The following is a 15,160-nucleotide window of genomic DNA, read 5'->3' as shown; positions in this document are numbered from 1 at the left end:
ATGACACTCCTTTTCCAGCCACTTCAGGAAGCTTAAATGTGCCTTAAAAAAACCGAAGAAAGAAATACATAAGCGGCATCACAAACAAAAAACTATCAAAACGGTCGAACATTCCTCCGTGCCCCGGCAATATGTGGCCGGAATCCTTCACCTGATAGTGACGCTTTAACGCCGATTCCACTAGATCACCGATTTGTCCAAATATAGATAAAAATACTGTTGTGAAAAGTATAAGTATGTAAGAGTCTGTAAAGCTTGTAATCGTTTGATAAACGATAGCGAATACGACACTGACTATAATTCCGCCCACGAAGCCGCCAACTGTTTTATTCGGGCTGATTTCCGGCCAGAGCTTTCGCTTTCCCAAAGACTTCCCGATAAAATAAGCACCGGAATCAGTAGCCCAAATGACTCCGATTGCATAAAAAATCATCTCAATTCCAATTCCGCTATAATTGCGGATCTCGATAAAACAATAAAAACCCATTCCCAGATATAAAGTCGAAAGTATAACAAATGCTGCCTCATCAAAGGAAAATGTGTTTTTCGTAAGTACAGTGTACGCGAGCAAAACGAGCACGCCAAAAAGGACAGCTTCTACTTTCGTCAGTTTTATAATTTCCATCTGCTCATAGACGCTTGGCAATAGTAATGTCCATAGCATAAGCAAGCTGATGATTCCAGGGGTACTCGATAATTTAACCCTTTTCATCCGCAGAAGCTCGTAAAGCGAAATGCTTCCAATAAGATAAATTAACAGGGTAAAAGGCAGCCGGCCAAGCAATACAAATAGAACAAATGCGGCTCCGGCTGAAATTCCGGTCACTAATCGTATCTTCATTTACACCATCCTCTAAACTCCACCATAACGGCGTGCACGACGCTGGTACTCTCCAACGGCCTGCAGGAAATGACTATCTTTAAAATCAGGCCACAATACATCTGTAAATACAAATTCGCTGTAAGCAATTTGCCAAAGCATGAAATTACTGAGCCTGATCTCACCGCTTGTCCGGATCAGCAAATCAGGATCCTGGAGCGATTCTGTCATTAAATAACTGGAGAATAGTTCTTCATCGATTTCATCAATTTCGATATCTCCGTTTTTCGTTTGTTCTGCGATTGATTTAACTGCACGAATAATTTCTTTCCGCCCGCCGTAATTTAACGCAAAGTTAAGAACCATACCAGTATTGTTTTTTGTATCAATAACCGCTTTCTCGATTGCCCGAAGCGTATGATCCGGCAGCCCGGTGCGGTCCCCTATGATTCGAACTTGAACATTTTCCTCAACAAGCTCAGGTAAATAAGTGGACAAAAACTCTTCCGGAAGTTTCATTAGAAAATCAACTTCAAACTTAGGACGCTTCCAATTCTCAGTGGAGAAGGCGTAGAGTGTGAGGATTTTGACTCCCAATTGATTCGCAATTCTTGTCGTATTCTTGACCACTTTCATTCCTTCGTGGTGTCCTGCTACTCGCGGCAATGCTCGCTTCTTAGCCCACCTGCCGTTCCCGTCCATAATAATGGCAATATGTTCAGGAACATGTCCATTTAATACATCTTCTTTTGTATAGCTCTCCATATCGGATGCTTGCGGCTGGTTATTATTCTTCCAGTTTTTGAGTAAATTGAGCATGAGATTCCTCCGTCACCCAAAAGGTTGCTTTTCGTCATAGTCAGTATTAACAAAAAAACCCCCTGTAAACGTGAGAGGGTCTTTTCACTATTATCTATTGTACAGAGTTTTTTATCAAACTTCCATGATTTCTTTTTCTTTATCCTTTGTAACCGTGTCAATTTTCGCGACATAGTCGTCAGTCAGCTTTTGAACATCTTCCCCGGCAGAACGCAATTCATCTTCTGTTATATCGCCATTTTTCTCTGATTTTTTCAAATCGTCATTTGCGTCCCGGCGAATGTTTCGGACGGCTACTTTTGCATCTTCTGAATATTTTTTAACTAGCTTGACAAGCTCTTTCCGTCTTTCCTCTGTTAAAGCAGGAACAGCGATGCGAATAATGTTTCCGTCATTTGATGGCGTAATGCCTAAATCAGCTTTTTGAATGGCTTTTTCGATATCTCCTAGTGCTGTTTTATCATACGGAGTGATGATCAGCATCCGTGCTTCAGGAACACTGATAGAAGACAATTGGTTTAGTGGAGTCTGTGCCCCGTAATAATCTACAGTAACTTTATCAAGCAAGGAAGGATTTGCCCGGCCGGCACGGACAGTTGCCAATTCACGCTGATAAGAAGCTAACGCTTTATCCATTCGTTCTTGTGTTTCAGTTAATATCTCATTTGACATGTCATTTCCCCCTAACAATCGTTCCGATAGTTTCACCGATCACGGCGCGTTTGATATTTCCTTCTTCCATTATTGAGAAAACAATAAGCGGAATATCATTATCCATGCAAAGTGAAGACGCAGTAGAATCCATTACGGCTAATCCATTTTTAAGTACATCAAGATAAGATAGCACATCATATTTAACAGCTGTCTCATCAATTCGAGGGTCAGCATTATATACCCCGTCCACATTGTTTTTAGCCATCAGGATCACATCTGCTTCAATTTCAGCTGCTCGCAGGGCTGCAGTCGTGTCCGTAGAGAAGTAAGGATTGCCTGTGCCCGCCGCGAAAATAACGACCCGTTTTTTTTCAAGATGGCGAATAGCTTTTCTTCGTATGTAAGGCTCAGCTACCTGTCTCATTTCAATTGACGTTTGTACCCTTGATTGGATTCCAAGAGATTCTAAACTATCCTGAAGAGCAAGCGAGTTCATAACTGTTGCAAGCATACCCATATAATCAGCTGTTGCCCGGTCCATCCCCAGGTCGCTCCCGGTTTTGCCGCGCCACAAATTGCCTCCGCCTACGACAATGGCAGTTTCTACGCCCAGTTCTGCGATTTCTTTTACCTGCTCTGCTACTGAATGAATGACTTTGGGATTGATTCCGTTCCCTTGTTCACCAGCCAAGGCTTCTCCGCTAAGTTTTAATACAATGCGTTTATATTTTGGGTTATCCATTATGACCTCCAAGTATATTCCTTTGCCGCTTATTATTATGCAAGAGAAAATTAGCTTTGTAAATCATGTTTTAAAAATAGGGAACACGGCATGTGTCCCCTATTTTCTTTAGGCAAACGTATTAGGAAATCCATACGCAGCCCTTGTTCCTCCGCATGAACGGGCAGTAGCCCCCGCTTCAAAGTTGAAGCGTTTTTGGAGAAAAACTGCCCGTATAAGCAAAGGTTGGTTTAGTTAGACGCCAGCAGGGCAATCCCCTCTGACAGATGATTCACATTATTTTTTCACTTGGCTCATAACTTCTTCTGCAAAATTATCTTGGCGTTTTTCGATCCCTTCGCCCACTTCGTAACGGACAAACGTTTCTACTTTTGCATTTCCAAGCACTTTTTTCACTTTTTCATCAGGATTTTTAACGAACGGCTGATCCAATAAACAAATTTCTTCGAAGAACTTGTTTAAACGGCCTTCTACCATTTTCGCAACGATATTTTCAGGCTTGCCTTCCTGAAGTGCTTGCTGAGTTAAGATTTCACGTTCATGATTTGCTTCTTCTTCAGACACTTGGTCTCTTGAAATGTATCTTGGATTCACTGCGGCAACATGCATTGCAATGTCTTTAGCAAGGTCTTCATCAGTAGTTCCGCTGACAACAGATAAAACGCCGATGCGTCCACCCATATGCAAATATGCGCCAAAAGCTGAATTATCATCTTTTGTTAACAGTTCAAAGCGGCGCAAAGTTAATTTCTCGCCAATTCTTGCCATCGCACTTGTAATATATTCTTCGACTGTGGAGCCGTTGCTCATTTTTGAAGCCAAAGCGTCTTCAAGTGTTGAAGGCTTGCTGGCAATCAGATGATCTGCAAGAGTGGAAAGAAGCTCTTTAAATCCTTCGTTTTTCGCAACAAAGTCTGTTTCAGAATTCACTTCTAAAATGACAGCCGCATTTCCATCCGCTTTAATAATCGTAGATCCTTCAGCAGCAATGCGGTCTGCTTTTTTAGCAGCTTTCGCAATTCCTTTTTCTCTTAGTAGATCTACAGCCTTATCCATATCTCCGTCTGTTTCAGTAAGAGCTTTTTTACAATCCATCATTCCTGCGCCGGTTTTTTGGCGTAATTCTTTAACTAGCTGAGCAGTAATTGCCATTATCCATTTCCTCCTTATAATAAAGAAAGTATATGTACCATTTTACCCTTTTGTTTTAAGTTATAAAACGGCTTGTAAAAAGGTGATAAAAGGCCCATTCCCTCTTATCACCCTATATAAAATATTATACAGTAGCAGCGGCTTCCGGTGCTTCTTCTTCTCCTTGCTTCGCTTCTAAAATCGCATCCGCCATTTTAGATGTAAGCAATTTAACAGCGCGGATCGCATCGTCGTTTGCTGGAATTACATGATCAATTTCATCAGGATCACAGTTTGTATCGACGATTCCGACAATCGGAATATGAAGTTTGCGAGCTTCCGCAACTGCAATGCGCTCTTTACGAGGGTCAATGATGAACAATGCATCAGGCAGCCCTTTCATGTCTTTGATTCCGCCTAAGAATTTTTCAAGACGCTCTAATTCTTTATTCAACTGAACGACTTCTTTTTTAGGCAAAACGTCGAACGTGCCGTTTTCACGCATTTTTTCAATATCTTTTAAACGTTTGATGCGTTTTTGAATGGTTTCAAAGTTTGTTAATGTTCCGCCTAACCAACGTTGGTTTACGTAATACATTCCAGAACGTTCTGCTTCTTCTTTCACAGACTCTTGAGCTTGTTTTTTTGTTCCGACAAAAAGGATTTTTCCTCCGTCAGCAGCAAGCTGTTTTGTGAAGTTGTAAGCTTCTTCTACCTTTTTCACCGTCTTTTGAAGGTCGATGATGTAGATTCCGTTACGTTCAGTAAAAATGTAACGTTTCATTTTTGGGTTCCAACGGCGAGTTTGGTGGCCGAAGTGAACACCAGCTTCAAGCAATTGCTTCATTGAGATAACTGACATGCTTTTGTTTCCTCCTATTAAATGGTTTTTTTCCTCCGCTTTTCGTCATCTTTAATGCAGAACCGAACGGCACCACCTGCAAAAATCAAAAAAGCGTGTGTAATTAACACCAAAAAATACTATAACATATGCTCATGTGACAATCAAGTAATTTCTCATCTCATCCCGCGAAATTTCAAAAGCAATTCGATTTCAGTTTTCCCGCTTTTTAGTTTGCGGGCAATCTCTTCTATTGAATGTCCCTTTTGGAACAAAGCGACGGCTTGCTCATCGAAGGACAGCTGTATCTCTTGCTCCGGCTGCATAACCGCTGCCTCATTCCTCTCTGTTTCTTTTAATAGAGACTCAATATACGAAGGCAATTCTTCTTTGTTTTCACTTTTTTCATTGGTTGATTGATTTTTGGTTTCGAAGTGTTTTGATTTTGTAGCTTCAGGCACTTCCAGCTGCTTCTTTAATTCCCGATTTTCGTCCTTTAATTCGATTAAAAATGCGGTCAGAGTGTTCTCTGTTTCTTCGAGCAGCTGCCTTTGTTTCGCTTCCATATCATGTGTTGCTTTCAACCGAGTATATAAAATAAGAACAAAATAAATCAGGACTCCGTGAAGGGTAAAGCTGGCGAGCCATAGCATTACAGTTGTCATATGTACCACCCGCAAATCTTTTTTAATCAATTGCCTTTTCAAGCAAATGTTTTAACTTAAATAATGCTTTTGAATGAATTTGTGAAATTCGCGACGTAGAAAGCTTCAGTACTTGTCCTATTTCAGTCAGCGTTAATTCTTCTTTATAAAACAAGCTGATAACAATTTGCTCTTTTTCTGAAAGCTCACGAATTTGATCGGATAGCTGTTCGATTAATTCTGCTTTTACAATTTTTTCTTCTGGCGTCTGTTCGTTATGGTCTCTGATCATAACCTGAATGTTTTCCCCTTCATCCTGATCATGAAGTTTATCATCAATTGAAAGAAGGTTGGCAAAAAATCCTTCATTAATCGTTGTTACGACATCCTCTTGTGTCATTCCTAATTCTTTGGCAATTTCATCCGGTGTTACATTTCGTAAATAACGCTGCTCCAGCCGCTCAATTGCCACATCCACCTTCTTTGTTTTTTCACGTGACGTTCTTGGCAGCCAGTCCTCTTTGCGAAGCCCGTCAATAATGGCACCTCTGATTCGAAATGAAGCATAGGTGTCAAACTTTAAATCACGTCCAGGGTCGAATTTTTCTAAAGCATCATATAATCCCATCAAGCCTAAACTCGTTAGATCATCCTTATGGACTGATTTTGGCAATCCTACTGAGATACGACCTACGTGATAGGTGACAAGCGGCATATATTTTCGAATTAAGTCATCACCGGCATTGCGGTCTCTCCATTCTTTCCAGCGTGACCAAAGCAATTGGTCTTCAGATCTTAAGGATTGCATGTTCCTCTACCCCCTTCATGCGAATTTATATCACTTTTACTCCTTGAGTCACTGTACGGATTGTAAGGTTTTCTGTGTCCATATCGAATTCAATCGTTCTTCCATTAGTTCCTCCTGTATCAGAGCTGACGATAGGAATATTGAGAAGACTGAGGTTATTTTTGACTGCTTCCACATTTCTCGGTCCAATTCTCATGATTTCAGGCTGGTAAGAAAACTTGAACATCTCAGACCCGCCGGCCATTTTTGCTAAAAGTGACGACTTCTCGCATCCGGCACTCTCAAGCATTTCAACCAAATATTGGACGGCTGTATCTGCGTACTTTGCTTTGTTCAGTTCACTGGTTTTTGAGAAGGATGAATCAGGAAGCATAATATGTACCATCCCAGCCGTCTTGTTAACAGAGTCATAGATCACTAATCCAATACAAGATCCCAAACCCGAGGTTCGCAGCCTGTTCGGTTTTGCCGCTATCTTTAGATCCGAAATGCCAACTGTTACAATTTCTGGTTCAACTATACTCATTGCGCAACGCCCAATTTCGCAAAAAGTTTTTCAAACGAATCTGCAGTTGGCAGCAAAAACATATGGGCTTTCATATCTCGCCTATCTTTATGGTCGAAGATTGATGTATCGATCACCATAGCCTGTTCCCCCAATTGGCTGAGTTCGAGAAGCCCTTCTCCAATTACGGCGCCAAACATATCGACCGTTACTTCAGGAACGCTGGGGTACAAAGAAAGATTGGCTAGATCAGCAATAGAGCTCAAATACGAGCCCGCCAATATATTACCGATTTCATGAAGAGCAGAATTCCCTAATTCATGGCTTGAGAGAATGTTCATCGAAAAAGTGGAGTCGCCGATCACTTCTTGAATGATGTTTTCTGCATGATCAAGAGGTAATATAACGAATAAGGAACCAGGAAATTCCCCTTCCATCCGCAAAAATATACTAACAACCGTCAAGTCCGCCCTGCCGAAAAAATTCGCTAGTTCGTCAAAGGATAAAAGCTTAACATATGGGACTTCCATTTCAATTTTTCGATCCAACAGGGTCGCTAATGCTGTTGCAGAATGCCCCGCACCAATATTTCCAACCTCTTTTAGCAGATCGACCTGATACTCATTCATGTGGAGTAAGATATTCATTTACACTACACCAAGCTTTGTGCTGGTTCGGAATGTATGCTGCGATCGAGAACTGCCTTCGAATCTAGAAGATTCAAAATCCTGTTCCCTCTTTTAATTATTCCTGTCACCCACTCATCAGCTGCCTTTTCTGCGGTTTCCGTAGGCTGTTCAATTTCATGCTGACAGGCAGAAATGACATCATTAGCCTCATCAACAATAAAACCTGCTTCAAGCTCACCAATGGCAACGATGATGATCCTCGTGCTCTCCGAAACTTCAGATGATGGAAGCTCCAACCTGCTTTGCAAATCAATGATTGGCGTCACAACTCCTCTAAGATTAATCACACCTTTAATATAAGCTTCTACTCCAGGAACCCTTGTCGGCTGCTGCCATCTTTCTATTGATTTTACTTCAAGTACGGGAACGACGTATTCTTTGCCCAACAATTTAATCACTATCATCTTTTCTTCCGTTTGAACTGCTGTGCTCATTTTTGCCATCCCTTTCTTTATTTAATTAAAGCGTTGCAATCAACAATAAGAGCAACTTGGCCCTCTCCCAGAATGGTTGCTCCAGAGATCGCAAAGACACCGGACAAATAATCACCAACAGATTTTAATACCACTTCCTGCTGTCCAATAAAGGAATCAACGACAAATGCAGTTAATTTTTCGCCTTTTTGAACGACGATAACATGCATCTGTTCGACTTCTCCGGATATAGATTCAACTGAAAATTGCTCTTTCAGGTACACCAATGGAACCGTTTGGCCTCTAAAGTCAATCACTTCCCTGTCATGGGTATATAAAATATCCTGTTTTTCGATGACCGCAGTTTCAATGATGGATGAAATCGGTATGGCATATGTTTCTGATCCAAGCTTTATTAATAGGACGGAAATGATTGATAACGTAAGCGGAAGCTGTATCGAAAAAAGTGAGCCTTCACCTTCAGCTGACTCTATCGTGACCATTCCACCCAAAGATTCCAGCTTGCTTTTGACAACATCTAAACCTACACCGCGCCCGGAGATATCGGAAATTTTCTCTGCAGTCGAAAATCCCGGGGCAAAAATTAATGACTCAATCTCATTTTTTGACATAGATTCTGCTTCAGCGTCCGTTACGATGTTTTTCGCTATCGCTTTCTCCAATACTTTCTTTGTGTTAATCCCTGCTCCGTCATCTTTCACTTCGATAAAAACATGGTTTCCGCTATGGTAGGCTTTAAGACTTACTTTGCCCGTATCGGATTTGCCGTTTTTCTTTCGTACCTCTTGAGTTTCGATTCCATGGTCAATGCTATTGCGCAAAAGATGAAGAAGTGGATCGCCAATCTCATCAATTACCGTTCGATCAAGCTCTGTATCAGCACCGTCGATCGTTAATTCTATTTTCTTTTCCAAATCTTTGGAGAGCTGCCGGATCATGCGCGGAAAACGATTAAAGACCGTTTCGACAGGAACCATCCGCATCTTCAATATAATTGATTGGAGATCGCCGGAAATTCTAGTCATTCTTTCTACAGTATCAGATAAATCCTGGTGGTTAATCTCTTTTGAAATTTGCTCCAGCCTGCCTCGGTCAATCACCAATTCTTCAAATAAATTCATCAACGAATCAAGCCTGTCAATATTGACGCGAATCGTTTTTGTTCCTGAATGAGAGGTTTTTTTCACCTCCGATTTTTCATCAACCGGCTGCTCGGCTTGCTGAACTTGATCGGGTCTTTGAAGTTCATTTGAAGCAGGGCTTACATCCTCAAGATTTATTTCTTCCGCACGGACGGCATCAATTTCAGACACCTTATGGATAAGCTCGATAACTTCATCTTTCGTTTGTTTTGAAAGATAGCCCATTGTGAATTCAGAGTCAAAATTTTCTGTTTCGAGAGCCTCTGTATCCGGAATGGTTTTAATAACCTCTCCTGTTTCATTCAGCTGTTCAAAAACCATATATACCCGGACTGCTTTTAGAAGGCAATCTTCTTTTAAGGAAACAGTCAGCTGATAAAAAGCATAGCCTTGCTCAATCGCTTCATTAATTACATTTTTTTCGACGTCATCAAATGTCAGCTGAATTGATCCGGATGCAGGAGGCTTTTCTTGGCTGGTCTCATCCCCGTTCAGTTTTGCGCATATATCACCGACATGTTTTTTGCCGTCACCGCCGCCAATGATGGATTGAAGGATGTCTTCCAAATGATCGAGTGCCTCAAACATTAAATCGATTTTTTCTGAAGAGACTGGTGCTTCTTCGTTGCGCAATCGATCAAGCACATTTTCTAAATGATGTGTGAGCTGCGCCATATCCTCAAATCCCATCGTTGCGCTCATGCCTTTAAGGGTGTGGGCGGATCTGAAAAAATCATGAATGAGATGAATATCCCCAGGTTCTTTTTCGAGTAAAAGAAGTTTTTCATTACACGCTTGCAAATGTTCTCTTCCTTCTTCAATAAACACGTCTAAATATTGATTTAATTCCACTCATTTTCACTCCCAATTATTTCATATAAGACATAATGGCACCTGCAATGTCGTTAACGTGTCTGACTTTGTGCACCAACCCCGTAGCAATGACAGATTTCGGCATTCCAAACACGATAGCTGATTCTTCTGATTCTGCAATGGCGTGCGTCTGGCCTTCTTCAAGCAGCTTTTGCAACCCTTCCGTTCCGTCATTTCCCATTCCAGTCATTACTACAGCGATTTTTTGGCGGAATTTTATCTTGGCGAGTGAACGGAATAAATGGTTTACTGATGGACAATGACCACCCTTAGCATCCTCCCGGCACAACTCAATTTTCAAACGTGAACCTACTGAGACAACAGACATCTGTTTTCCCCCCGGAGCGATGTATACATACCCATCCATTGCAAACTCCCCATCTTCGGCTTCCTTCACATGTACGTCACACAGCTGGTCAAGTCTGGAAGCAAGAGAGGACGTAAATCCAACAGGCATATGCTGGACTACAAAGATCGGGGCTGCGATGGCTGCCGGAATCTCCTCAAGAACAATTTGAAGGGCTTTAGGCCCTCCTGTCGAAGTACCGATACAAACGACACGTCGTTTCAAATGATCCCTATTAATATGAGGACTGTACTCAATAGGAGTCGCTATTTCGCCGAAACTTCGAAGGCTGTCTCTCGCTGCCGCTTTTACTTTTTCGATTAATTCCTCTTTAACAGTATATAAATCCAATGAAATAGATCCTGACGGTTTAGTGACAAAATCAAAAGCACCTAGTGAGAGACATTTGATGGTCGTCTCAGTCCCTGTTTTTGTACTGCTTGAAACCATAATGACAGGCAGTCTCTCTGTTGCAAGAATTTTCTCTAACGTTTCCAATCCATCCATGACTGGCATTTCAACATCTAAGGTAATGACATCCGGAGAGCAAGCTTCCATTTTATCCAAGGCGTCTCTGCCATTTCTTGCTGTTCCCGCTATGGTTATGGAAGGATCCGAGCTAAAAAAATCGTGAAGGAGCTTTCTCATAAAAGCAGAATCATCGACGATAAGAACACGAATCAATTGACTACCCCCTTTTAAAAAATGCGGAAAGCTTATTCAAAAACGATGCTTCTTTTGCCTCCACCCTTTTTTCTTCAGTATGTAGAAACGCGTCCGCCACACGATATATGGATTTTGAAAGTTTAGAATGGGGATGGCTGATAACGAACGGGAGCTGTGACGTTACTGCTTTTCGAACCAATGGATCCTCCGGGACATTCCCAAGATAAGAAATCCTTTGTTGCAAAAATGTGCGCATCGTTTTAGACAATTTGGAAAATGCCAGCTCACCTTCACGTTGGTGCAGGCATCTGTTCATCAGCACATGGAAGCGCAAATCTTTTTTATTTAACGTAATGTGCTTCGTAGCGCTATAAGCATCCATTAATGAAGTCGGTTCAGGAGTTGCCACGACTAAAATATGTGTGGATGAGACGACAAACGGAAGCTGTTCCTTCGTTAACCCCGCCCCCATGTCGAAAATCACATAATCATATTTATCCAGCAGCTCTTCAAGCTCCCTTGAGAAAAATGACCATTTCTGTTCATTCAGTTCGATAATGGAATTTAATCCAGATCCGCCAGAAATATATTGCAGCCCTAAAGGTCCGGCTGTCATTGCTTTTTGAAAAGACATTTCCTGCTGCAGTAAATCTGCCAGAGAATAACGAGAAGACTCACCAAGCAAGACGTCAATATTTCCCATCCCGATATCCAAATCGATTAACAGGACTTTTTTATTCCTTTCTAGTAAAGAAAGCGATAGATTTAAGGAAAGATTCGATTTTCCAACTCCGCCTTTCCCGCTTATGACAGCGATCGTTTCTGCCGATTTGGCGGATATTTTTTGCCCTTTCCTCTCCGCTAATAATTTTCGCAAATATTCAGCCTGATCCATCAGAGGAACCTCATGAGCGATTGAACAAACTCTGACTTGTTCATTTTCCTTATATCTTCCGGCACGGCCTGCCCGTCAGTAATATAGCCAATACATGTTTTCGTTTCCGACAGAAGTGTAAGAACCGGGCCAAGCGTATCGGTTTCATCCAATTTAGTCATAATATAGCGACAAAACGGCAAATGGGCGAACTGTCTGGAAATTTGCAGAAGATCTTCCTGCTTGCTGGTTGCCGACAGAACCAAATATGATTCAATATCGTCTCCAAAAGGAATAAGTTGCTCCAGTTCTTTTATAAACTGAGTTTCTTTATAGTTCCTGCCTGCGGTATCTATAAAAACATGATCATACTCTGAAAGCTTCTGCTGTGCCTTTTGAAAATCTTCTTTCGAATAACAGACTTCCAAAGGTGCTGAGAGCAACTCCGCATATGTTTTTAGCTGTTCAACTGCCGCAATTCTGTAGGTATCGGTTGTGATAAACGCAATTCTTTTTTGCTTATTGAGAAAGCTGTCAGCTGCCAGTTTCGCCAATGTCGTTGTCTTTCCGACACCGGTCGGCCCAAAAAGGGCAATGTACTTTGTTTGATCATTAAAGCCTTTATAATCATCTATAAGGCATGACAGTTCCTGCCCAATGATGTCCAACAGCCTTGGTTTTTCCGGCCACTCATTTTTCAAGGCCAGTTCAATCAGCGGCAGCATGATTTGATGGTGAATTTCGGATGAAACACCTTGATTCAATAACAGGTTGCTTATTTGTCTTACATGGTCCGGAAAAAGCTCATACCTTGTTTTGTCAATCGGTGAGTGTACCATCTGTCGAATCGGCTTCTGTTCCGTCTCTGAAACAGGAGCCGGAGAAGGTCCAGGCTTCAAGGTACGGAGAGCTTTTTTTTCTTGAGGGGCAGTTACATCCAGTCCGCTTTGATCGGCTACAGCAATCACCTCGACAGCCTTTTTTTTCGTCAAGCCAAACAGCTTTCGTTTATATACCGTCTTACTATTTAGAATGACCGCATCATTTCCTAATTCTTGTTTAATGATTTTTGCCGCAGAATTCATCGTATCAGCAGTAAATTTTTTTATTCTCATGGTATATCAACCACCCCAATGCTCTGAACTTCCACATTAGCTTCAAGCTCGTTGTACGATAGAACCGGAAGATCAGGAAAATAGCGTTCTAAAAGCTGTTTTATATACATCCGAACAGGAGGTGAACATAGCAGTATCGGTGTTTCCTGCTGCAGAGAGAGCTGTTCAATTTCTCTTGCGACCGATTGAATAATGTTATCCGATGCGGCAGGTGCAATTGACAAATACCTTCCTTGCTCTGTTTGCTGAACCCCGTCAGCAATTGCTTTTTCTACCCTGCCCGAAAAAGTGACAACCTTCATTGATTCGTTTTCATCCGTATACTGAGATGTAATCTGTCGGGCTAACGCTTGTCTCGTATATTCGGTTAATAAATCCGAGTCGGATGTCATTTTTCCATAATCCGCCAGCGTTTCAAAAATAGTGACAAGATTGCGGATTGAAACGTGTTCTTTTAAAAGCTTGGCCAGCACTTTTTGTACATCTCCGACAGAAAGAGGATTGGGTGTCACTTCTTCAACAAGCACTGGATACGATTCTTTTAAATGGTCAATTAGCTGTTTGGTTTCCTGTCTCCCCAATAATTCATGGGCATGCTGTTTCACCATTTCTGTTATGTGTGTTGAAACAACTGAAGCTGGATCTACAACTGTGTAGCCGAGCATTTCTGCACTATCTTTTTCTGATTCAGCAATCCATTTCGCGGGCAGGCCGAAGGATGGTTCAATCGTATCAATACCTGTGATCAAGTCTTCTTCAGATGAAGGAGACATCGCCAAATAATGATCGAGCAGCAATTCCCCTTTTGCCGCTTCATTTCCCTTGATCTTTAAGCGGTATTCATTCGGCTGAAGCGCAATGTTGTCCCGTATGCGAACGACCGGAATCACCAAGCCGAGCTCAAGCGCAAGCTGTCTGCGTATCATTACGATTCGATCGAGAAGGTCTCCGCCCTGGGCAGAATCAGCCAGTGGAATTAACCCGTAGCCAAATTCAAATTCGATCGGATCAATATGGAGCAAATGAACGACACTTTCTGGGCTTTTGAGAACTTCTGCTTCCGCTTCATCGATTTCATCTGCCGCCATTTCCGGTTCTTTCGGTTCTCTTGAAAGCATGTAGCCTCCGATAGCCAATATGGCTGCAAATGGTCCAGTCAAAAGAATACCAATCGGCGTAAATAATCCTAAAAGAGCAATGGTTGCTGCTGTGATGTAAAGGAGCTTCGGAAAAGCAAAAAGCTGATTAGTAATATCCTGACCGAGATTCCCCTCCGACGCTGCTCTTGTCACAACAATTCCCGTGGCGGTTGAAATCAGAAGGGCAGGGATTTGGGAGACGATTCCGTCACCGACTGTTAGCAATGTGAAATGAGAAGCCGCTTCCTGAATTGACATACCCTCCTGAAGCATTCCGATTATGATTCCGAAAATAATGTTAATGAGTACAATAATAATTCCGGCAATAGCATCTCCTTTGACAAACTTGCTCGCTCCATCCATTGCTCCATAAAAATCGGCTTCTCTTGCTACCTTTTCTCTGCGTTCTTTTGCATCGTGTTCTGTTATCATTCCGGCATTTAAATCGGCATCAATACTCATTTGTTTTCCTGGCATCGCATCTAAAGTAAACCTGGCTGCAACCTCGGATACCCGCTCTGACCCTTTTGTGATGACGACAAACTGAATGATAATTAGTATAGTGAATACGACCAAACCTACCAGTACGTTTCCGCCGACCACAAAGGATCCAAATGTTTCCACGACTTTTCCCGCATCGCCATTTGCAAGTATCGATCTGGTGGTAGAAATATTTAATCCCAAGCGAAACAACGTAAGTAATAATAATAAAGACGGGAAAATGGAAAATTGCAGTGCTTCCTGCATATTCATCGTTGTTAGAAGCACGATTAAAGCAAGAGATATATTAATGATTATGAAAATGCTCAGCATCCAAGGCGGAAATGGAATCACCAGCATTGCAACAATGAGGACAACACTGAATAATACGGTAAAATCTCTTGCAGACATTGCTTTTCTCTCCTTTAATACTCAAAA

16 protein-coding genes are annotated in these 15,160 nt (G+C 41.8%); all 16 read right to left on the bottom strand.

What is annotated here, in order from left to right; genetic code table 11:
- Positions 1-43: 43 nt before the first annotated feature.
- The 16 genes from JOC74_RS02620 to flhA all read right to left on the bottom strand — a co-directional run bounded on the left by JOC74_RS02620 (position 44) and on the right by flhA (position 15,133).
- Positions 44-841, bottom strand: a complete 798-nt coding sequence (locus tag JOC74_RS02620) for a phosphatidate cytidylyltransferase (protein WP_053602836.1) — start codon at positions 839-841, stop codon at positions 44-46.
- A gap of 12 nt (positions 842-853) precedes the next feature.
- Positions 854-1,639 (bottom strand): undecaprenyl pyrophosphate synthase, encoded by a 786-nt coding sequence (uppS, locus tag JOC74_RS02615; protein ID WP_053602835.1) that lies wholly within the window; start codon positions 1,637-1,639, stop codon positions 854-856.
- 114 nt (positions 1,640-1,753) lie between these two features.
- Complete coding sequence (gene frr, locus JOC74_RS02610) at positions 1,754-2,311, bottom strand: ribosome recycling factor (protein ID WP_053602834.1); 558 nt, start codon at positions 2,309-2,311, stop codon at positions 1,754-1,756.
- 1 nt (position 2,312) lies between these two features.
- A complete protein-coding gene (gene pyrH, locus JOC74_RS02605; RefSeq protein ID WP_053602833.1) occupies positions 2,313-3,035 on the bottom strand; it encodes a UMP kinase in 723 nt (240 codons plus the stop codon).
- A 276-nt stretch (positions 3,036-3,311) separates the two neighbouring features.
- Positions 3,312-4,187, bottom strand: a complete 876-nt coding sequence (tsf, locus tag JOC74_RS02600) for a translation elongation factor Ts (protein WP_053602832.1) — start codon at positions 4,185-4,187, stop codon at positions 3,312-3,314.
- Between the two features lie 124 nt (positions 4,188-4,311).
- Complete coding sequence (rpsB, locus tag JOC74_RS02595) at positions 4,312-5,028, bottom strand: 30S ribosomal protein S2 (protein WP_053602831.1); 717 nt, start codon at positions 5,026-5,028, stop codon at positions 4,312-4,314.
- A gap of 155 nt (positions 5,029-5,183) precedes the next feature.
- Positions 5,184-5,672 carry a DUF6115 domain-containing protein gene (locus JOC74_RS02590; RefSeq protein ID WP_053602830.1) on the bottom strand — a complete coding sequence of 163 codons (489 nt, stop codon included), beginning with the start codon at positions 5,670-5,672 and terminating at the stop codon, positions 5,184-5,186.
- A 22-nt stretch (positions 5,673-5,694) separates the two neighbouring features.
- Entirely contained in the window at positions 5,695-6,459 is a 765-nt protein-coding gene (locus JOC74_RS02585; protein WP_211086038.1) for a FliA/WhiG family RNA polymerase sigma factor, read from the bottom strand.
- Positions 6,460-6,484: 25 nt separating this feature from the next.
- Positions 6,485-6,985: a chemotaxis protein CheD gene (locus tag JOC74_RS02580; RefSeq protein WP_053602828.1), complete on the bottom strand. Its 501-nt coding sequence runs from the start codon at positions 6,983-6,985 to the stop codon at positions 6,485-6,487.
- The gene (locus JOC74_RS02575; RefSeq protein WP_053602827.1) at positions 6,982-7,611 is read right to left on the bottom strand and encodes a chemotaxis protein CheC; all 630 of its coding nucleotides are present in this window, start codon (positions 7,609-7,611) and stop codon (positions 6,982-6,984) included. Before JOC74_RS02575 ends, JOC74_RS02580 begins: the two co-directional genes overlap by 4 nt.
- A 5-nt stretch (positions 7,612-7,616) precedes the next feature.
- Positions 7,617-8,087 carry a chemotaxis protein CheW gene (locus JOC74_RS02570; protein ID WP_053602826.1) on the bottom strand — a complete coding sequence of 157 codons (471 nt, stop codon included), beginning with the start codon at positions 8,085-8,087 and terminating at the stop codon, positions 7,617-7,619.
- Between the two features lie 17 nt (positions 8,088-8,104).
- Positions 8,105-10,081 carry a chemotaxis protein CheA gene (locus JOC74_RS02565; RefSeq protein ID WP_053602825.1) on the bottom strand — a complete coding sequence of 659 codons (1,977 nt, stop codon included), beginning with the start codon at positions 10,079-10,081 and terminating at the stop codon, positions 8,105-8,107.
- A gap of 16 nt (positions 10,082-10,097) precedes the next feature.
- Positions 10,098-11,132 carry a protein-glutamate methylesterase/protein-glutamine glutaminase gene (locus JOC74_RS02560; protein WP_053602824.1) on the bottom strand — a complete coding sequence of 345 codons (1,035 nt, stop codon included), beginning with the start codon at positions 11,130-11,132 and terminating at the stop codon, positions 10,098-10,100.
- 4 nt (positions 11,133-11,136) lie between these two features.
- Positions 11,137-12,009: a MinD/ParA family protein gene (locus JOC74_RS02555; protein WP_211086037.1), complete on the bottom strand. Its 873-nt coding sequence runs from the start codon at positions 12,007-12,009 to the stop codon at positions 11,137-11,139.
- Complete coding sequence (flhF, locus tag JOC74_RS02550; protein ID WP_053602822.1) at positions 12,009-13,103, bottom strand: flagellar biosynthesis GTPase FlhF; 1,095 nt, start codon at positions 13,101-13,103, stop codon at positions 12,009-12,011. Before flhF ends, JOC74_RS02555 begins: the two co-directional genes overlap by 1 nt.
- A complete protein-coding gene (gene flhA / locus JOC74_RS02545; RefSeq protein WP_053602821.1) occupies positions 13,100-15,133 on the bottom strand; it encodes a flagellar biosynthesis protein FlhA in 2,034 nt (677 codons plus the stop codon). The genes flhF and flhA overlap by 4 nt, the downstream gene beginning before the upstream one ends.
- Positions 15,134-15,160 lie beyond the last annotated feature (27 nt).

It is taken from the genome of Bacillus capparidis (genome assembly GCF_017832095.1).
Taxonomy (GTDB): Bacteria; Bacillota; Bacilli; order Bacillales; family Bacillaceae; genus Bacillus; species Bacillus gobiensis.
Note: the sequence above shows the minus strand (reverse complement) of the source record. Positions and strands in the feature narration are given on the sequence as shown.